22 protein-coding genes are annotated in these 18,216 nt (G+C 67.1%); 7 read left to right on the top strand and 15 right to left on the bottom strand.

Features of this window, described 5'->3' with window-relative positions:
* The 3 genes from ACXJKJ_RS28240 to ACXJKJ_RS28250 all read right to left on the bottom strand — a co-directional run.
* Positions 1-322, bottom strand: a 322-nt coding sequence (locus ACXJKJ_RS28240) for a flagellar basal body protein (RefSeq protein ID WP_457394353.1), incomplete at its 3' end; no start/stop codon positions are given.
* Between the two features lie 173 nt (positions 323-495).
* On the bottom strand, positions 496-1,368 hold the full coding sequence (gene flgJ, locus ACXJKJ_RS28245) for a flagellar assembly peptidoglycan hydrolase FlgJ (protein WP_056199166.1): 873 nt from the start codon (positions 1,366-1,368) through the stop codon (positions 496-498).
* Positions 1,368-2,549 (bottom strand): flagellar basal body P-ring protein FlgI, encoded by a 1,182-nt coding sequence (locus ACXJKJ_RS28250; protein ID WP_457354231.1) that lies wholly within the window; start codon positions 2,547-2,549, stop codon positions 1,368-1,370. The genes flgJ and ACXJKJ_RS28250 overlap by 1 nt, the downstream gene beginning before the upstream one ends.
* 151 nt (positions 2,550-2,700) lie before the next feature.
* Here ACXJKJ_RS28250 and ACXJKJ_RS28255 point away from each other — a divergent pair, with 151 nt between their 5' ends.
* The 4 genes from ACXJKJ_RS28255 (at position 2,701) to ACXJKJ_RS28270 (ending at position 6,778) form a co-directional block, all read left to right on the top strand.
* Entirely contained in the window at positions 2,701-3,099 is a 399-nt protein-coding gene (locus tag ACXJKJ_RS28255) for a DUF4148 domain-containing protein (protein WP_056199163.1), read from the top strand.
* Positions 3,100-3,443: 344 nt separating this feature from the next.
* Positions 3,444-4,535 carry a glycosyltransferase gene (locus ACXJKJ_RS28260; protein WP_457394356.1) on the top strand — a complete coding sequence of 364 codons (1,092 nt, stop codon included), beginning with the start codon at positions 3,444-3,446 and terminating at the stop codon, positions 4,533-4,535.
* Positions 4,535-5,464, top strand: coding sequence for a glucosamine inositolphosphorylceramide transferase family protein (locus ACXJKJ_RS28265; RefSeq protein ID WP_056199157.1), 930 nt, complete (start codon positions 4,535-4,537; stop codon positions 5,462-5,464). Before ACXJKJ_RS28260 ends, ACXJKJ_RS28265 begins: the two co-directional genes overlap by 1 nt.
* A 48-nt stretch (positions 5,465-5,512) precedes the next feature.
* Positions 5,513-6,778, top strand: coding sequence for an amidohydrolase (locus ACXJKJ_RS28270; protein ID WP_457394359.1), 1,266 nt, complete (start codon positions 5,513-5,515; stop codon positions 6,776-6,778).
* Here ACXJKJ_RS28270 and ACXJKJ_RS28275 read toward each other — a convergent pair whose 3' ends face one another.
* The 8 genes from ACXJKJ_RS28275 to flgB all read right to left on the bottom strand — a co-directional run bounded on the left by ACXJKJ_RS28275 (position 6,779) and on the right by flgB (position 12,688).
* Complete coding sequence (locus ACXJKJ_RS28275) at positions 6,779-7,198, bottom strand: hypothetical protein (protein WP_457324131.1); 420 nt, start codon at positions 7,196-7,198, stop codon at positions 6,779-6,781. It abuts the gene before it with no gap.
* 265 nt (positions 7,199-7,463) lie between these two features.
* Positions 7,464-8,141, bottom strand: coding sequence for a flagellar basal body L-ring protein FlgH (locus tag ACXJKJ_RS28280; RefSeq protein ID WP_457324130.1), 678 nt, complete (start codon positions 8,139-8,141; stop codon positions 7,464-7,466).
* A 121-nt stretch (positions 8,142-8,262) separates the two neighbouring features.
* The gene (gene flgG, locus ACXJKJ_RS28285) at positions 8,263-9,045 is read right to left on the bottom strand and encodes a flagellar basal-body rod protein FlgG (RefSeq protein WP_056199143.1); all 783 of its coding nucleotides are present in this window, start codon (positions 9,043-9,045) and stop codon (positions 8,263-8,265) included.
* Positions 9,046-9,057: 12 nt separating this feature from the next.
* Positions 9,058-9,789, bottom strand: a complete 732-nt coding sequence (flgF, locus tag ACXJKJ_RS28290) for a flagellar basal-body rod protein FlgF (protein WP_457394362.1) — start codon at positions 9,787-9,789, stop codon at positions 9,058-9,060.
* 22 nt (positions 9,790-9,811) lie between these two features.
* Positions 9,812-11,158, bottom strand: a complete 1,347-nt coding sequence (gene flgE, locus ACXJKJ_RS28295; protein WP_056199137.1) for a flagellar hook protein FlgE — start codon at positions 11,156-11,158, stop codon at positions 9,812-9,814.
* Positions 11,159-11,186: 28 nt separating this feature from the next.
* On the bottom strand, positions 11,187-11,828 hold the full coding sequence (locus ACXJKJ_RS28300) for a flagellar hook assembly protein FlgD (RefSeq protein WP_056199134.1): 642 nt from the start codon (positions 11,826-11,828) through the stop codon (positions 11,187-11,189).
* Between the two features lie 16 nt (positions 11,829-11,844).
* Positions 11,845-12,261, bottom strand: coding sequence for a flagellar basal body rod protein FlgC (flgC, locus tag ACXJKJ_RS28305; protein WP_056199131.1), 417 nt, complete (start codon positions 12,259-12,261; stop codon positions 11,845-11,847).
* 13 nt (positions 12,262-12,274) lie between these two features.
* Complete coding sequence (gene flgB / locus ACXJKJ_RS28310; RefSeq protein WP_457394365.1) at positions 12,275-12,688, bottom strand: flagellar basal body rod protein FlgB; 414 nt, start codon at positions 12,686-12,688, stop codon at positions 12,275-12,277.
* Between the two features lie 158 nt (positions 12,689-12,846).
* On the opposite strand from flgB, the gene flgA reads away from it, so the two are divergent.
* The 3 genes from flgA (at position 12,847) to ACXJKJ_RS28325 (ending at position 14,421) form a co-directional block, all read left to right on the top strand.
* Complete coding sequence (gene flgA, locus ACXJKJ_RS28315; RefSeq protein ID WP_457394368.1) at positions 12,847-13,557, top strand: flagellar basal body P-ring formation chaperone FlgA; 711 nt, start codon at positions 12,847-12,849, stop codon at positions 13,555-13,557.
* Between the two features lie 138 nt (positions 13,558-13,695).
* Positions 13,696-14,028 carry a flagellar biosynthesis anti-sigma factor FlgM gene (gene flgM, locus ACXJKJ_RS28320; RefSeq protein WP_457394371.1) on the top strand — a complete coding sequence of 111 codons (333 nt, stop codon included), beginning with the start codon at positions 13,696-13,698 and terminating at the stop codon, positions 14,026-14,028.
* 3 nt (positions 14,029-14,031) lie between these two features.
* Positions 14,032-14,421: a hypothetical protein gene (locus ACXJKJ_RS28325; RefSeq protein ID WP_056199123.1), complete on the top strand. Its 390-nt coding sequence runs from the start codon at positions 14,032-14,034 to the stop codon at positions 14,419-14,421.
* A 116-nt stretch (positions 14,422-14,537) separates the two neighbouring features.
* On the opposite strand, the gene ACXJKJ_RS28330 is transcribed toward ACXJKJ_RS28325, so the two are convergent.
* The 4 genes from ACXJKJ_RS28330 to kefF form a co-directional block, all read right to left on the bottom strand.
* The gene (locus ACXJKJ_RS28330) at positions 14,538-14,894 is read right to left on the bottom strand and encodes a hypothetical protein (protein WP_457394373.1); all 357 of its coding nucleotides are present in this window, start codon (positions 14,892-14,894) and stop codon (positions 14,538-14,540) included.
* A gap of 211 nt (positions 14,895-15,105) precedes the next feature.
* Complete coding sequence (locus ACXJKJ_RS28335) at positions 15,106-15,537, bottom strand: DUF1841 family protein (protein WP_056199117.1); 432 nt, start codon at positions 15,535-15,537, stop codon at positions 15,106-15,108.
* A 36-nt stretch (positions 15,538-15,573) separates the two neighbouring features.
* Positions 15,574-17,421 (bottom strand): glutathione-regulated potassium-efflux system protein KefC, encoded by a 1,848-nt coding sequence (gene kefC / locus ACXJKJ_RS28340; protein WP_056199115.1) that lies wholly within the window; start codon positions 17,419-17,421, stop codon positions 15,574-15,576.
* On the bottom strand, positions 17,418-18,074 hold the full coding sequence (gene kefF, locus ACXJKJ_RS28345) for a glutathione-regulated potassium-efflux system oxidoreductase KefF (RefSeq protein WP_457394375.1): 657 nt from the start codon (positions 18,072-18,074) through the stop codon (positions 17,418-17,420). Before kefF ends, kefC begins: the two co-directional genes overlap by 4 nt.
* Positions 18,075-18,216: the final 142 nt, after the last annotated feature.

The raw sequence follows: 18,216 nt of genomic DNA on the forward strand, positions 1-18,216 counted from the left end.
GGCCCAGGCCCTCGGTGCCGGGCGGGAAGATCTTCTCCATGCGCGCCAGTTGCTCGGCACGGGTGGAATCGGCCATGGCGGTGGCCTTGGAGGAAGCGGCCTCCTTGGTCAGGAACTCGTTGTGCGAACGCACGACGGTCTGCACGTCCACGCCCTTGCCGAAGAAGCCGGCACCGGTGTATTGGCCGGCCGAGGTTGTCAGCACCACGGACTGGCGCGAATAGCCCGGCGTGTTGGCGTTGGCAATGTTCTGGCCGATGGTCTGCAACGCCGCCTGGTTGGCGAACATCGCGCGGGCGCCGAGAGTGAGCAAGCCGGCCATTTCAGTTCTCCGTTCCGCGCACGCGGCAGTTGCGGTGCATCAGATTTGCGGGCCGAGCGCCGGGCCGCTCCCTAGCCGGCCCGCGCTGGCGATGTGCTTGCCGGTCGAACCGGCAAGCATCGCCGTCCCCGCGGGGGACCGACCAAGATTCTTCTTGGGCGAGGGGCGTCATATCAGGCCATGAGCGTGCTCTGCACGCGCTGGGTGGTTTGGATGGTCTTCGCCAGCTTCTCGGCATAGGCCGGGTCGGTGGCGTAACCCGCTTGCTGCAGGCCGCGGGCAAAGCCGGCGGCATTGCCGTTCTGGGCCTGGGCGACGACCTTGGCATAACGGTCGTTGCCGCTGATCAGCTTGGCGTAGTCCTTGAAGGCCTCGTCGTAGCTGCCGTAGGCGCGGAACTTGGCCGTCACCTTGACGGCCTGGCCGTTGATGACCTCGGTGGTCCTCACGTCGACGGTCTTGCCCTTCCAGCCCGGCGTGGCCTTGATGCCGAAGACGTTGTGCGAAGGACTGCCGTCGGCGCCGGTGATCTCGCGCTTGCCCCAGCCGCTCTCGTGGGCGGCCTGGGCCACCATGAAGCTGGCCGGGATACCGGTGGCAGCCGACGCGGAGCGGGCCGCGGCATCGTGCTTTTGGATGAAGCCCTGCACATGGTTGGGAATGCCCTTGGTGGCCAGTGCCGGCAGGGCCTGGGCCAGCGTCGTCTGGCTGTTCTTCTTGATGTTCTCGGGCGACAGGTCCTGGATGCCCATCTGGCGCTGCAGCTGCTTCTGGATCGCCTCCGACAGGCCGCCGGGCAGGCCGCTCATCTTGCCGGCGAACTGCGTGTCCAGCATTTCGGTGCCGAGCTGGGTCGCGTTGTTGTCCAGCATGCCGCTGGACAGGGTGGACGCGCGCATGCTCTTCATGACTTCCTGCATGAAGAGCGACTCAAACTGCTTGGCCGTCTCACGGATGCTCGCCTTGGGGTCGCGCGAGGCCTGCGCCTTGAGCGCATCAAGGCTGCCCAGGCTCTGGCCGGAAATGGACTGGAACGACGACGACATCAGATCACCTCGAGCTCGGCGTTGAGGGCGCCCGCACTCTTCATGGCCTGCAGGATGGCGAGCAGATCCTGAGGTGTCGCGCCGAGGGAGTTCAGGGCCTTGACCACGTCCGCCAGGCGCGCGCCGGCGGCCAGCTGGATGAGGCTGCCGGGCTCCTGGCGGATGGAGATGTCGGCCTTCTCGGCCACCGTCGTCTGACCGCCGGACAGTGCGTTGGGCTGGCTGATGATGGGCGTGGAGCTGATGGTCACCGACAGGCTGCCGTGCGCGACGGCGCAGGAAGACAGCGTGACGGCCTGGTTCATGACGATGGAGCCGGTGCGCGCATTGATGACGATGCGTGCCGCGGGCGTCGCCATGTCGATGGCGAGGTTCTCGACGTCGGCCAGGAAGCCGACGCGTTCGTCGGGCGTGGACGGCGCCTTCACGCGCACGACGCGGCCGTCCAGCGCCTGGGCGATGCCGGCGCCCTTGGCCTTGTTGATGGCCTGGGCGACGGCGCGCGCGGTGGCGTAGTCGCTGCTGTTCAGGTCGAGCTGGATGCTGTCGCCCTGGGACAGGGGCGTGGGCACCGAGCGCTCGACGAGGGCGCCTGCGGGAATGCGGCCGGCGCTGAGGTGGTTGATCTGCACCTTGGAGCCGCCGGCAGAAGCGCCAGCGCCGCCGACCACGAGGTTGCCCTGGGCGATCGCGTAGATCTGGCCATCGGCGCCGCGCAGGGGCGTGGCGATCAGCGTGCCGCCGCGCAGGCTCTTGGCATTGCCGATGGAAGAGACGTTGATGTCCAGCTGCTGGCCGGGCTGGGCAAAAGGCGGCAGCGAGGCCGTCACCATGACAGCGGCGATATTGCGCGGCTGCATCGTGACGCCCTGGGGCAGCAGCACGCCGAACTGCTGCAGCATCGCCGTCAGGCTCTGGCCGGTGAAGGGCGCCTGCGTCGTCTGGTCGCCCGTGCCGTCCAGACCAACGATCAAGCCGTAGCCGGTCAAAGGGTTGGAACGCACGCCGGCGACCGAGGCGACCTCCTTGATGCGCGCGGCATGGGCAGGGGCAACGGGCGCCAGCACGACGGCCAGGCTGAGGAGGAGGGCTTGCAGGTACTTCACTCGACCGATTCTGCGGATCCTTGAGCCCGCGAAGCCGACGAAAAGGGCGCGGTCAGCCCCGCTTTTCTGAACCATTGGTCGTGGCCGCCATGAGCCGCGGGTATTTTTCACACCCCGCCGAGGCTGTAAGGCCGGCGACCTTCGCCCGACCACTCACCACCTGTGAGCACTGAGGCGCCCAGTCAGCACAGCAACCTCTCTTCCACCGTCCCTTTTGGAGACTGACATGACACGCCTTTCCCTGCTGACCCTCGTGCTGGCCACCTCGCTTGCTGCCTTTTCTGCCCCCAGTCAGGCCCAGGGCCTGACCCGCGAACAGGTCAAGATGGAGCGCGACACCTTCCTGGCCCTGATGCGCTGGGACGAACTCACCGGCATGTGGGTGCTGAAGTCCGGCATGGAGCCGCCCAAGGGTGTCATGTCGCGTGCCGAGGTTCTGGCGATGCGCGACCAGTTCCTGCGCATGAATGTCTACGACGACACCGTCGGCAGCTGGGTGCCAATCAAGGCGCCGCGCGACATGAGCACGCTGACGCGCGAGCAGGTCAACATGGAGACGCTGCGCTTTTTGATGATGTATCGCTACGACGAGCAGCGCAACGAGTGGGTCAGCAAGATGCGCTGAGCCCTGCAGCCCTGTCGGGGCAATCCGGACATGGATGCCCGACCGCTTGGTCGGGCATTTTCCGTTGCCGTCTGCAAGGTCCGGCTAAGCCCTTGGACCTGCGTGCGTGAGATCCTGTCAATCCCGACTTCCGGCCCGCCGTAGATAGACCGAGGCCGCGATGTCTCCGCCGGCTCCCCGGGACTGCTAAACGTTTTCCCGCATTCCCGCCAATTGCGGACGTTTGAGAGCAATTGGGAGCTTAGCGGCACCCGTTTGCGGAGGGGCGGTGACAGGTTTCTGAATGTGTATATCGGTAAAGTTTTGCTTGCCGATTCGAGCTGCATTCAGTTGCAAGACCTGCCATGCCCCCRCCCTTCGAACCGTTGACCCTGGTTCATGTCGTGTTTTCATCCCGCATCGCGGGCGGTGAGCGGCATTGCATCGACCTCGCCAATGCCCAGGCCGCACTGGGCCATCGTGTCCACGTCATTGGCACGGCCAATTCCGTTGTTGCCGCTGCGTTGGCTCCCGCGGTGCGCTTCCACGGGCTGAAACTGCCGCTGCTGCGCGGCTGGCGAGTGGCCAACCTGGCGCGCCGGCTGGCGGCCGATGTCTGCCATGGCCACCTCGGCCCGGCCTGCAAGGCCGTCGCGCACGCCCGGCCTTCGACCCGCGTCGGCACCCTGCACGTCGGCTACAAGGCTCATCACCATGCACGCATGGACGGCCTCATCTGCGTGAATCGCGCCCAGTACGAGAGCCTGCCTGAGCGTGAAGCGCTGGCCAGCGTCATCTACAACTGGGCGCCGGAGCGCGACGCCGCGGCCGCCGCCCGTCACACCGATCTGCGCGCCGAGCTCGGTCTGGCACCCGGCCAGCTGCTGGTCGGCAGCGTGGGCCGCCTGCACCGCAGCAAGGGCATGGATCTGCTGATTGCCGGATTCAAGGCTCATGCTCCGGCCGATGCCGTGCTGGCCATCCTGGGCGAAGGGCCGGACGAGGCCGCGCTGAAGGAACTGGCTGCGGGCGACTCGCGTGTGCGCCTGCTGGGTTTTCGCAGCGATGTTGATCAGGCATTGAAATCCTTCGATCTCTTCGTGTCACCGTCGCGTGAGGAGGCTTTTCCGCTCGCCATCCTGGAGGCCATGCGCGCCGGGTGCGCCGTGCTGTCCAGCGCCACCCAGGGCCCACGGGAGATGCTGGCCGGGCAGCCCGCCCGGTTGGTGCCGGTGGGTGATGCCCACGCTCTGGGCCATGCGATGGCCGAGGAACTGGTCCGGCTGCGCAGCCTGCTTCCTCAGGAGCGCAGCGTGCGTTACGCGACGGCGGCCTACGATCGCACCAATGCGGTTGCCCGCACGCTGGGCTTTTATCGCGACGTGATGCTCCATCGGGCTGCCCGGGCCAGGGGCTTCGACGCTGAGGATGAAGCTCACGCCGCCTGGCACGTTTGATGTTCAAGCGGCCGCGCACCGACTTCTGGCAGGTCGGCATCGTCCCTGTTCCCATTGAAGACATCGATGCCCGCCGGCTGAGCGCCGCGCGGGAGCGCATCACATGGTTGCCCGATGCCGGCCGCTGGCGTTACCTGGCCGACCCTTTCGGCCTGGTACGTGGAGACGCCCTGCACGTGTTCGTCGAGGCCTTCGACTACCGCGTCAAGCGTGCCACCATCGAGCGCCACGAGTTCGGCCTCCCCGACCTGGCCTGGCGCCGCCAGTCGACGGTGCTGGACCGGCCCTTCCACCTGTCCTATCCCCAGGTCTTCGAGCACGACGGCGAAACCTGGATGGTGCCGGAGAGCTACCAGGCCGGTGAGATCGCCCTCTACCGCGCCTGCGACAGGTCCCTCAATCACTGGGAACGCGAATGCGCCTTGCTGGGCGGCCTGCCCGGGGCGGATGCGTCCATCATCGAGCATGAGGGACACTGGTGGATGTTCTACACCCTGGTCGGGCCGGGAGCGCGCGACCAGCGTGAACTGCACATGGCCCATGCGCCGGCATTGTTCGGGCCCTGGGTGCCACTGGCCGCCAACCCGGTGCGCGTGAACCGCGAAGGCGCCCGCCCGGCGGGCCGGCCCTTCATCGGCCGTGACGGCGTGCTGACGCTTCCGGTGCAGGACAGTTCGACCGGCTATGGCGGCGCGACGCGCCTGCTGCGTTTTCCACGCCTGACGCCCGGGCAGGTCGAGATCGAGGCGAGCCTGGAGCGGCTGACCGGCGATCTGGTCAGCGACAGCCACCAGGCCGGCCTGCACACACTGACGGGCTGCGGCGGTTACACGCTCATCGACGTGAAGCGCATCGACCGCTCGCGCGGCAAGCAGTGGTTGGATTTGAAACGTCGCTTTACACGGATAGGGCGCCTGTTGGATCGCTGAGACGCCGCCCGCACACACCCGGGCCGCACAGGTCTACCATGGCTCTTCATGAGCCCCCAGCCTCCTTTTAGCGAGCGCATCGCCGCGCTGACGGCGGCCCTGGAGCCCCAGGTCATCGCCTGGCGGCGTGACCTGCACCAGCACCCCGAGCTCGGCAATCGCGAATTCCGCACCGCGTCCGTCGTCGCCGAGCATCTGCGCAGCCTGGGCTTTGACGAGGTCAAGACGGGCGTCGCCCACACGGGTGTCGTCGGGCTGCTCAAGGGCGGCCTGGCCGGTGGTGTTGTCGCGCTGCGGGCCGACATGGATGGCCTGCCGGTCACCGAAGAAGTGGAGCTGCCGTTCGCATCCAAGGCTCGCGCGGTATGGAACGGTGAGGAGGTCGGCGTCATGCATGCCTGCGGGCATGACTGCCACGTCGCCATCCTGATGGGCGTGGCCAGCATCCTGGCCAGTCTGCGCGCCGACCTTCCCGGCACGATCAAATTCATCTTCCAGCCGGCCGAGGAGATGCCCCCCGAAGGCGAGGAGGGCGGGGCGGCGCTGATGATCAAGGAAGGCGTGCTGGAGAGCCCGACGCCCAGCGCCATCTTCGGCCTGCATGTCACCTCGCGCCAGCAGGCTGGCGTGATCGGCTACCGCCCGGGGCCGACGATGGCGAGCAGCGACAAGCTCAAGATCACCGTGCAGGGCAAGCAGACCCATGGCGCCGCGCCCTGGCTGGGCATCGATCCCATCGTCACGTCGGCGCAGATCGTGCTGGGCCTGCAGACCATCGTCAGCCGCACGCTCGACCTGAACCGCGAGCCGGCGGTCGTGACCATCGGCGCGATCAAGGGCGGCGTGCGCGAGAACATCATCCCGGACTCCGTCGAGATGCGCGGCACGATCCGCAGCTTCGACGAGGGCATGCGCGAGGCCATCCATGAGCGCGTGACCCAGTTGGCCGAGGGCATTTCGGCCGCGTCACGCGCGACGTGCAAGGTCTGCATCACGCGCAATTACCCGGTCACGCGCAACGACCCGGTGCTGACCGAGCAGATGGTGCCGACGCTGACCCGCGTCGCCAGCACCGGTCCGAGGCCCATGGGCATCGAGGTCGTGCCCAAGGCAACGGGCGCAGAGGACTTCTCCTTCTTCCAGCGCCTGATCCCTGGCCTCTTCTTCTTTGTCGGCGTGACGCCGCCGGAGATCGAGCCGACCAAGGCCTACTCCAACCACTCGCCGCGCTTCATCGTCGATGAGCGCGGGCTGGAGGTGGGCGTGCGCGCACTGGCCAATCTGGCGGTCGACTACCTGGCCGGCAAGGCTTGATCAGGGTGATTCTTGCGAGGCGCCGTTGTCACGCAAGCGTCTCAGCTTATCGAGCGTCTCGACCGTCTTTTCATCCGGTTCGGGCGCATCCCACAGCCACGTCCTTGATCCGCCGCAGCTTCCTACATGACGGCTCTCTCCAATAAAGAAGAGATACGTTTGACCTGGGCTCAGTGCAATGTCGTGTTGCTCCCACGTGGAGTAGACATCATCTCGATTGACCTCGAGCTGCTTGAATGACTCCAGGACTACGTACCTAGCACCGTATCGCCTATTACTTTCCTTTTTCACCTCGGTGACGCGAACAATCATCACTTCCTGAGCGCGCTGGAATTGTCTCTCCAGGGTCATCCCAATGCACAAGGCTGAAGCGATGCCCTGGTGTAGGAATAGGGCCAAAGCAACCGCGATGTATTTCATTGGGTGTCAACGAATGAATTCAGCCGACCAGCCAGCGGGGCTGCCGCTGGTCGTCTGCAATGAATGGTAAGACCGCCGCATTGAAGTGCCTCAGACCCGCCCTTGATGACTGGACTTTGCCGAGCAGCGGCGCCGGTCACCGCATCGTAGCCGCGAAGGGTTGACCGGTCCTGGCGGCGAACCACCGCCCGTGGCCTGCGCGCTGAACAGCGGCAATGGCAATGGCTGCACAGAGGGCACTTCTGAGTGTGCCTGCGCCGCCCGATCAACTCGGCGCGAGGTTCAGGAAGAAGCGCGACAGCCAGCCCACGGCGTGGGCGTCCGCGGTAGCGCCGCGGCCGCGCTGCTCGATGCGCACATTGGCCACCGACGTCGACGGCACCGCATTGCCCTGCGCAATCATGCGCGGGTCGACCTGCCCGGAGAAGCGCAGCACGTCGACATTGCGGTTCACGCCGATCTGCTTTTCGCCGCTGATCATCAGATGGCCGTTGGGCAGCACGCCGGTGACGACGGCCGTGATGGCGCCGGTGAACTCGTTGGTGTTCTGGTTGCTGCCCTTGCCCTTGTTGTCATTGGCCGATGTGGCCTCGGCGCTGGCCCTGCCGAATGCCTTGGGCGAGATGCCCGGCACCGCGGTGATGCCGGCCGACAGGCTGCCCGTCTTGCTCAGCTCGCTGGTGCTCGTCTGCGAAGCCGAGACGCGTTCGGTGATGTTGACGGTCAGCGTGTCGCCGACGAGGCGGGCGCGATGGTCTTCGAACAGCGGGCGGTAGGCAGCGGCCTGGTAGATGGAGCCATTGGTGGGCGCCATGGCCTGCACCGGCGGCAGGTTGACGACCGGCGTGTGGGCCAGCTCCACCTGGGGCTCCGGATAGGGCGTGGCGCAGCCGGCGAGCAGGGCGGTGGCGACCAGGAGTCCAGTGAGTGCAACGATTTTCATGACAACTTGTCCATTCATAAGGCCGCGGAGCAGGCCGCTCATCCAGCGGCGCCGCGGAACCGGCTTTGCCGGGCCGCWGGCGCGCCCCCTGGGGGGAGCGCGCGAGCGCTACGGGGGGGAGCTAAATCTGTGCCAGCTTCTGCAGCATCTGGTCGGAGGTCTGCACGGCCTTGGAGTTCAGCTCATAGGCGCGCTGGGTCTGGATCATCTGCACCAGTTCCTCGACGACATTGACATTGGAAGTCTCGACGAAGCCCTGTTGCACCGCGCCGATGCCGTTGTTGTTGGGCGCGCCGGTGTTGGGTGTGCCGCTGGCGGCCGTCTCGGTGAACAGGTTCTGGCCCTTGGGGTCCAGGCCGGCCGGATTCACGAAGGTGGCGAGCTGCAGCTGGCCGACGGTCTGCGCCGCGGCCTGGCCGGGCAGAGTGACGCTGACGGTGCCGTCGTTGCCGATGGTCAGGCTCTGAGCGTTGGCGGGAATGGTGATGCCGGGCAGCAGCGTGTAGCCGTTGTTGGTGACCATCTGGCCATTGGCATTGAGCTGGAACGACCCGTCGCGTGTGTAGGCGGTCGTGCCGTCGGGCTGCTGGATCTGGAAGAAGCCATCGCCCTTGATGGCCAGGTCCAGGTTGTTGCTGGTCTGCTGCAGATTGCCCTGCGTGTAGATACGTGCCGTGGCCACCGGGCGCACGCCCAGCCCGACCTGCAGACCGGTGGGCAGCGTGGTCTGGTCGGTGCTGTTGGCGCCGGCCTGACGCATGTTCTGGTAGATCAGGTCCTCAAAGACGGCGTGCGAGCGCTTGTAGCCATTGGTGGCGACGTTGGCGAGGTTGTGCGAGATGTTGTCCAGCTGGGTCTGCTGGGCTTCCATGCCGGTCTTGGCGATCCAGAGCGAGCGCATCATGGTGGGGCCTCTTTACTGACTGCCAAGCAGCTTGGCGGATTGCTGGCCCTGGGTCTGGGCAATTTGCAGCAGCTTCATCTGCTGCTCGAACTGGCGGCCGGCGGCGATCATGGCGACCATGGTCTCGACCGGGCTGACGTTGGAGCCTTCCAGCGCTCCGTCCTGCAGGCGAGCGGCCTGGTTGGCAGGCAGGTCGCCCTCTAGAGCGCGGAACAGGCCGTCGTCGCCACGCGTGAGTTGGTTGGTCGCTTCGGGCGTGACGAGCTTGAGCCGGCCCACCGTGGTCGGTTTCTGGTTCGGTGCCTTGGCACTGACGGTGCCGTCGCTGCCGATGGCCACCTCGCTGTTGGCTGGCACGTTGATCGGCCCGCCGTCGCCCAGCACCGGCATGCCGTTGCGCATGACGAGGATGCCTTCGGCGTTCACGTCCAGCGAGCCGGCACGGGTGTAGGCCTCGGTGCCGTCGTTGGCCTGCACGGCCAACCAGGCATTGCCCTGCATGGCAACGTCGAGGTTGCGGCCGGTCGGCGTCAGCGGGCCTTGGGCGTCGTTGTAGCCGATGGTGGTCTCCAGCGCGAAGGCGCGCGTGGAAGCGCCGTCGCCGCGCACCGGCACGGCGCGAAAGGCCTGCAGTTCCGCCCGAAAACCATTCGTGGTGACGTTGGCAAGATTGTGCGAGAGCACGTCCTGCCGTTGCATGGCCGCCTTCGCGCCCGCCATCGAGAGGTAGATCATGCGGTCCATCGCGCGTCCTCAGCCGTCGTGATCAGCGCAGGTTGACGATGGTCTGCAGGACCTGGTCCTGCGTCTTGATCGTCTGTGCATTGGCTTGGTAGGCGCGCTGGGCCGTCACCATGTTGACGAGCTCGGCGGTCAGGTCGACGTTGCTTTCCTCCAGCGCGCCGGACTGCAGCGCGCCCATGTTGCCGTCGCCCGGCACGCCGACGACCGCGTCACCCGAGGAGACGGTGCGGATCCAGACGTTGCCGCCCATGGTCTGCAGGCCCTGCGGGTTGCGGAAGCTGGCGAGCTCAACCTGGCCGGCCGGCTTGCTCTGGCCGTTGGAATAGCGGGCCTGGACGATGCCGTCGTTGGCGACCTGGATGCCGGTCAGCTGGCCCGGGGCATAGCCGTCCTGGGTCAGGTTGGTCACCGCGAAGCTGCTGCCGTTCTCGGTCGCGCCGGTCAGGTTGAGCTGGATACCGGGAATCGCCAGCGTCGGGTTGCCGCGCGTGCTGGTGCCGGCCGGCACGGACATGGAGATCGCGCCGGGCGGTGTCGTCGCGCTGCCGGCGATGGCCGAAGGCGCGCCGCCGGTGGGCGGGAAGGTGACGGTGGTGTAGGGGATCGTCGGGTTGCCGTTGGCGTCCAGCGGGATGGCGTTGCCGGAAGCATCGGTATCGAAGGGCGTGCCGTTGGCAGTCGCGTAGACGTTCCAGACGTCGTTGGGCGGCACGGCGCCACTGGGGTCGGTTGCGCGCTGGAAGTAGAAGGTCACGGCGACGTCCTGGCCCTTGGCGTCGTAGGCCGTCATGGACGTCGCGTTGTTGTAGGTCGCGCTGTCCTTCAGGTCCATGCCGGTGCCCGTGCCGCCACCGGGGGCGGTGGCCTTCAGGCGGGAGTCGAGGTTGAGCTCCATGCTGACCTTGGTCGTCACGGCGGGCGGGATGCCGCCGGTGGGCAGCTGCAGCGGTTGGGCCGTGCCGGGTTGGATGACACCCGCGCCGTTGGCCGGATAGCCCATCAGCTTGAGGCCCTCGTTATTGACGATGAAGCCATCCTTGCTGACCTTGAACTGGCCGTTGCGGGTGTAGCGCGTCGGGTTCACGCCGTCGCTGACCTGGAAGAAGCCGCCGCCGTTGATGGCGAGGTCCATCGGGTTTTCGGTCGTCGTGATATTGCCCTGGGTGAACTGCTGGGCGACGGACTGCAGGCTGGTGCCGATGCCGACCTGGTTGGCGCCAGCGCCGTTCAGCGCCGCGGCGTAGACGTCGGAGAACTCGGCCCGCGAACCCTTGGCGCCAAAGGTGCCGGAGTTGGCGATGTTGTTGCCGATGACGTCTAGGTTCTTGGAGGCGGCATTGAGCCCGGAAAGGCCTTGCTGGAAGCTCATGGGGAGTCCTTGCTTGCGGGAGAGGTGATCAGTTGACCGAGGAGACGGCCGTGTAGTCCACGGGGCCGAGGCGTTCGAGATTGAGCTTGAGGCTGCCGTTCTCGCTGTAGACGGCGTCCACCTTGTCGTGGGCGTAGAGCGTGGACGTGACGGCCTTGGCGCCGTTGGCTGCGGTGATGCGGTACTTGACTTCAGTGCCCTCAGGCACCTTGGTGCCGGCGGGCCAGGAGAAGGTCTGGCGGCCCGAGCCCTGGGCACCCAGCTGCACGGTGTCGATGACATTGCCGGCCCCGCCGAGGATCTCCAGCTTCACGGTCTGGGCCGCGCCGTCGAGCTCGTAGCTGCCGTCGGCAGCACCGTTCTCGACTTGGATCTTGTCGCTGGGCACGCTGACCTCGCGGCCCACCAGCGAGATGGACTGCAGGGCCTGCATCTGGCCGAGCTGGCCGCCCAGGCTCTTGATGCTGGTGTCCAGCGTGGACAGGCTCGTCACCTGCTGGATCTGCGCCATCTGGCTCGTCACCTGCGCGTTGTCCATCGGGTTGAGCGGGTCCTGGTTGTTCATCTGCGCGACGAGCAGCTTCAGGAAGCGGTCCTGGGTTTCGGCGGCGTTCTTGGCGGAAACGGTGGGCGTGCCCGTCGTGCTGCCGTTGAGTGCGGTGATGTCCATAGCGGGCTTTCAGCGGTCAGGACTGGCCGAGTTGCAAGGTCTTGAGCAGCAGGTTCTTGGCCGTGCTCATCACCTCGATGTTGTTCTGGTAGGAGCGTGAGGCCGAGATCATGTTGACCATCTCTTCCACCGGGTTCACGTTGGAATAGGTCACATAGCCGTCGGCATCGGCCTGCGGATGCTTGGGGTCGTGCACGCGGCGGCCGGGGGTCTGGTCCTCGGTGACGCTGGTCACGCGCACGCCGGCGCTGCCGCTGTCGTTGCCGGCGCCCATCAATTGGGTCTGGAAGACGACCTGGCGCGCCTTGTAGGCCTGGCCGTCCGGGCCGGCCACGGTGTCGGCATTGGCCAGGTTGCTGGCCACGACGTTGAGGCGCTGGCTCTGCGCGCTGACCGCGCTGCCGGCGACGTGAAAGATCTGGAACATGGACATGGTTCAGTCCTCCTCAGCTCTGGTTGTGCGACTTCATCGCATCCAGCGTCGTGCGTACGGCGCCGTTGATGAAGCGCAGCGTCGCCTCGTACTTCACCGAGTTGTCCGCGAAGCTGGCACGCTCGCGGTCCATGTCGACACCGTTGCTGTCCAGGCTGGTCTGGGACTGCAGCGCGTATTCCTTGCCGCTCTCGCCGCGCGCACCGGCCAGCGGCGCGATGTGGCCGCGCTGCGTTGCCGCCATCGCGCCGGGCGTGCCGATCTCGCCGGTGGCTTCACGCAGGGCCTTGGCGAAGTCCATGTCGCGAGCCTGATAGCCTGGCGTGTCGGCGTTGGCGATGTTGCTGGCGAGCTGGCGCTGACGCTCCGCCCGCAGCGTGAGCGCCTGGGTCTGGAAGTTCAGCGTGTCTGTCAATCGGTTCAACATCTGGGGGCCTCTTTCGAGGTTGCTTTCGAGCTGAAGGGCCGGGATGGCTCTTCTCGCAAATTGTCTGGAGCAGCTCCGAAAACATGAGCGGGATAAACGGGGGCAAAGCCGTTCAATTCCGACCTAGGGACTGCTGGCCCCTCTCTAGAGTGGCGGCCATGCTTCGTGCCACCCTGCTCCTTGTCTGCATGCTGCTCTCGGCCGATCCCGGCCTGGCGCAGACCGTGCCTGCGTCGGTGCTTGATCCGGCGCTGGTGGAGCGGGTGCGCGTGCTGGCCGAGACGGCCGCGCGCGCCGCGGCACCTCCCAATACCCGTGTGGCCGTTGAGATCGGCGTACTTGACGCCCGGCTGCGCCTGGCGCCCTGCCAGCAGATCCAGCCTTATCTGCCGCCCGGCATGGCCGTCTGGGGCAAGAGCCGCATCGGCCTGCGCTGCACCGATGGCGTGGCGCGCTGGAATGTCACGCTGCCAATACGCGTTGCCGTCTTTGGCCGCGCCGTTGTCGCCAGCGGCCCGCTGCCGGCTGGTGTGAATTTGTCTCAAGAACAGCTGGCCGTGGCCGATATCGACATCGCTGCCGAGCCCGGCGCCGTCTTCACGGATCCGGCCCTGCTGATCGGCCGGACGCTGGCGCGCCCGCTGGGCGCCGCCGAGGCGGTGCGCGCGCCGGCGCTGAAGTCGCGCCAATGGTTTGCCGCCGGAGAGACCGTGCAGGTCCGGGTTGCGGGTGAGGGATTTGCCGTCGCCTCCGAGGCGCAGGCTCTGTCGGCGGGCATCGAGGGCCAGGAGGTCAGGGTGAGGTTTGAGAGTGGTCGCGTCGCCAGCGGCCGAGCAGTCGGCGAACGCCGCGTGGAGGTGTTGCTATGAGCAAACTGCCACGAATCTTGAGAACTGGCCGGAAAAACCGGCCAATTCCCGCTCAAGTTCCTAGGCCCGGGGCCGATACAGGAGGAAACTCCCCTGCAATGCCCTCTGCGGGGCCCGCCCCGCACCCTGGAGAAGCTCATGAAGATCGGTAACAGCCCAGACGGCACCGCCAGCCCGCCCAAGGCCGAGCGCCCCGCCTCGCGCAAGCCCGAGGCTGCCGGCACGGCCGACGTCGTCCGTCAGACCGCCCAAGCCGCGACCTCTGCGCCCAGCGCCCAGGTCGCCATTTCCAACACCGCCAAGCTGGCTGCCAGTGGCAGCGCCGACGACGGCAGCTTTGACGCCGCCAAGGTCGYACGCATCTCCAAGGCCATCAGTGAGGGTAAGTTCACGGTCAACGCGAACGCCATCGCCGACAAGCTGGTCTCAAATGCGCAAGAATTGCTGGACAGCCGCGTCAATAAGCACTGAACCATGACCGCCATCGCTCCGTCCACCCTCGGCACCGAACTCGAACAGCCTCTGCTGGCTGTCGAGGCTGCGCTGAACCAGCTCGGTGATGCGCTGGCCCGCCGCGACGCGACGGCCATCGAACAGCATGCCGCCGAGCTGCACCAGCACCTGGCCCGCGCCGTGCAGAACTTCAGCGAAGCCGCCCGCACCGGCAGCGTGCCCAGCGCCCTGCGCAACCGCCTTGTGCGTGCCGGCGGCCTGCTGGCCGCCCAGCGCGAAGCCCTGGCCCGCGGCAATGCTTCACTGGATCGTGCGCTGGACGTGCTGATCCCGAGCGAGCCCACGGGCCTGTATGGCGCTGGCGGCAAGGCCGAGCGCCGCAGCGTCGGCGGCGGCAGCTACCAGGCCTGATCGGTCGCTGAATACAGGAAGCCACCTGCGGGTGGCTTTTTTGCGCCTTGTCGCCCCACAAGCGCCAAAAAGAAGAGCGGCCCCGGAGGGCCGCTCGTCATGGTGCGGGGCTCCGCTTACTTGGCTGCCAGGGCAGTGGTGCGGCGCACGACCGGGGCCGGGAAATCGCCCAGCTCGCGAGCGGCGTTCTCGCCATGGTCGGCGGCCAGCGCTGCGGTCTGTTCGACCTGCAGGTCGGTCGCCCTGACCGTCAGGATGGCCTGACGGGGCAGCTTGACGGTTGCGACGGCGGCAGCCTTGGCGGTGGCCGGCGTCGTCGCTTCGACACCCTTCTCACCTTGGAGGGCAGCCAGTTCGCCGCTGTTGCGGGCGGCCACGAGGTCGGCGATGACGGATTCGCGGGTTGTTTGTGCGGAGGCGGCGCCGGCAGCGATCAGCAGGGCGGCGGCAAAGACGGTAGACAGCTTGTTCATGATGATTTCCTTCAAGTTCCGTGGCGGGTAGCTCCGCCTGGTTTGCTTGGGCATCGCGACCGCGGTGTCCATGGGCTGAACTCTAGGCAGTGCGACTCGGTAGAAACACCAGGGCCGCAGCAACGCGTCGTTCAGAAAAGGAAAACAATCAACGACCTGAATAAGCTGTTGTGCCGGAAAAATATCGAATTTATTCCGATGCTGACCGGGCTCAGCGGGTAGCCGCCTGGCGCACCTTGTCCAGATAGGCGTGCCCATCCGGCGGCAAGCCGCTTCGCTGGGACGCCCACACCATTTCCCCCAGGGCTTCCATGGCGACATGGTGGGCCTCGTGGCGGGAATTGCGCTTTGCAGCCAGCAGGTCGATGGCCTGGCGGATGCCCGAGGGCTGGTCGATGGCGTGTTGCTCGGTGATGGTCAGATGCATGGACAGATGCAGGAAGGGGTTGGTGCGCCCTTCCTCCACCGTGTAGACCTTCTCCAGCGCTGCGGCTTCGTCGGCGAGATCGGCGTGGTACTCCGGATGCTCGGCGATCCAGTCCGCTGCAAGGGCTTCCATCGGGATCAACGGCGCGCCGTCGCGCCACTTGCGGTAGGTGGCGCAGAAGAAGCGCCGGACTTCGAGCTGGGATGGGGCGAACATGACTCGATTGTCGCCGCGCACCTTCAAACCCTGCCCTCAAAGAGGCGGTGCGGCGTCCTGCCTGTCCCAGCCGCCACGCTGGGCCTTGCGGTGCGCGTCCTCGGCCTCGCGCTCGGCGGCGATCAACTGCTCGAACTGCTGGCGGCCCAATCGGGCGGCAGCGATCAATGCGCCTTCGTCACCCTGCAGCGGCACCATGGTGTTGAGCACGTCGATGTTGTGGCGCCGGAAGCGCATGGCCTGGCGGCGTGCGGCGTGCGGCTCCATGCCGGTCAGCTCCAGCACGCTGCGCGCGCTCATCAGCGCGGCGTCGAAGGTCTCGCGCTCGATGTGGCGCACGCCGGCTTCATGCAGCTGGTAGTAGTGCTGCACATTGCGTGCGCGGGCCACGACGGTGAGCTGCGGGAAATGCTCGCGCGCCAGCTCGGCAATCTCGACGCTCTGCGCGATGTCGTCGATGGCGATGACGAGGATGCGCCCCGTCGCTGCGCCCGCGGTCTTGAGCATGTCCAGCCGTGTCGCGTCGCCGTAGTAGACCGTCCAGTCGAAGCGACGCAGGCTCTCGATGGCCTCGGAGTCGTGGTCCAGCACCGTGGCCTCCAGCCCGTTGGCGCGCAGCATGCGGGCGACGACCTGACCGTAGCGGCCACTGCCGGCAATGATGATGGGCGAGGGCGGTGGCGGCGTAGCTTCGGCGCGCTTCTTGAGGCCGCGGCGGGCAAGCTTCTGCGACATCAGCCGGTCGCCACCGGTCAGCAGCAGCGGGGTCAGCGCCAGCGACAGCGCCACGGCCGCCACCAGGGCCGAGTTCTGCGCCGCGCTGATCATGCCCTCGCTCTGGGCGAGCTGGAAGACGACGAAGCCGAACTCGCCGCCCTGGGCCAGCAGGATGACGAAGGCCGGCCGCTCCACCAGCGGGATCTTCATCGCCTTGGCCATGGCACCGAGCACGAGGATCTTGCAGGCGAGCAGGGCCAGCACGAGCAGCGCCACGAAGCCCGGCTGGGCGGCGACGGCCTTGAGGTCCAGCCCCATGCCGACGGCGATGAAGAACAAGCCCAGCAGCAGTCCCTTGAAGGGCTCCAGGTCGGTCTCCAGCTCGCGGCGGTATTCGCTTTCGGCCAGCAGCACGCCGGCCAGGAAGGCGCCCAGCGCCATGGACAGGCCGACGAGTTGCATCAGCGCCGCCGTTCCCAGCACCAGCAGCAGGGCCGCGGCGGTGAAGATCTCGGGTGTCTTGCTGTGGGCAATCCAGCGCAGCGCGGGCCGCAGCAACAGGCGACCGCCAAAGACGATGACGATGATGGCGCCCAGGGCCTTGCCCGCCGCCAGCCAGGTCTTGCCGTCGCTGTCGTCTGCCGCGCCGCTGAGCGCCAGCACTGGCACCAACGCCAGCACGGGAATGGCGGCGATGTCCTGCAGCAACGCAACCGACAGGATGCTCTCGCCCGCCGTCGTGCGGCCGAGGTTGCGCTCGGCCAGCACGGCCAGCGCCACGGCGGTGGACGACATCGCCAGGCCCAGGCTGACGACGACGGTCAGCCGCCACGGGTAGCCCAACGCGAGGCCCACCACAGCAAGCGCCGCCGCGCAGCCCAGCAGCTGTACGCTGCCCCAGCCGAAGATGGGCCGGCGCATCGCCCACAGCCGCTTGGGCTCCAGCTCCAGGCCGACGAGAAAGAGCATCAGCACCACGCCGAGCTCGGCGACCTCGGGGATGGCCGTGGATTCAGGGATCAGCCCGAGCACGGCCGGGCCGATCAGCAGGCCGGCGACGAGATAGCCGAGGATGGAGCCCAGGCGTGCCCAGCGCGCCAGCGGCACCGCCAGCACGGCGGCGGCCAGGAACACGAGGGGCAGTTGCAGCCAATTGCCGTGGCTCATTCGTCGCTCCCGGCATCCAACGTAGAGAACAACGGTGGCCGCTCGTCCAGAGCAACGGCCTCCTCGTCGCCGATGGCCGGCTCGGCGAGGTGCTCGCACCACTCGGGGTAGTGCGCCAGCCGCTTCACGAACAGCTCGGCATGGGCGGTGATCTCGGCGTCCGTCACGCGGTGGGCGCCTTGCAGGATCTGCGGCGGCAGGTAGTTCATGCCGCAGGTGTGGGCCGACTGCCGGTAAGGCAGCAGGAACTCGTCGATGGGGTGATGGTTGTGGCCGCCCGGCGCATAGGCCTCGGCACCGCCGCCGGTGGAGGCGACCAGCCAGAAGTCCTTGCCATGCAGGGCCGTGCCGCCGGGCCCATAGGCCCAGCCCAGGCGCGGCACCTCGTCCAGCCAGAGCTTCTGCAGTGCCGGCATGCTGTACCAGTAGATGGGATGCAACATGACGACCAGCTTGGCGGCTTCGAGGGCGCGCTGCTCGGCGTCGATGTGGATGTGGAAGTCCGGATAGAGGCGGTAGAGGTCACGCAGCTCGACGCGGTCGGCTGCAGGCGAGGCACGCAGCGCATCGAGCAGCGTGCGGGTCGCATGGGAGCGGGCCAGGTCGGGGTGGGCGGCGAGGACGAGGATGTCGCGGGCGGTACTGTCAGGCATGGCCCGCGAGATTAACTGCTCGCGGGAGCCTGTGCGGCAGCGGGCATAGCCCGCGCCGGGGTGAGTTGCGGGGACAGGCAAGGCGCTGGCGAGGCGTGGGTCGCGACCCATAACGAGCCGGCAACGCCGCATGACCCCGCAA

Source organism: Roseateles sp. P5_E1 (assembly GCF_054049335.1).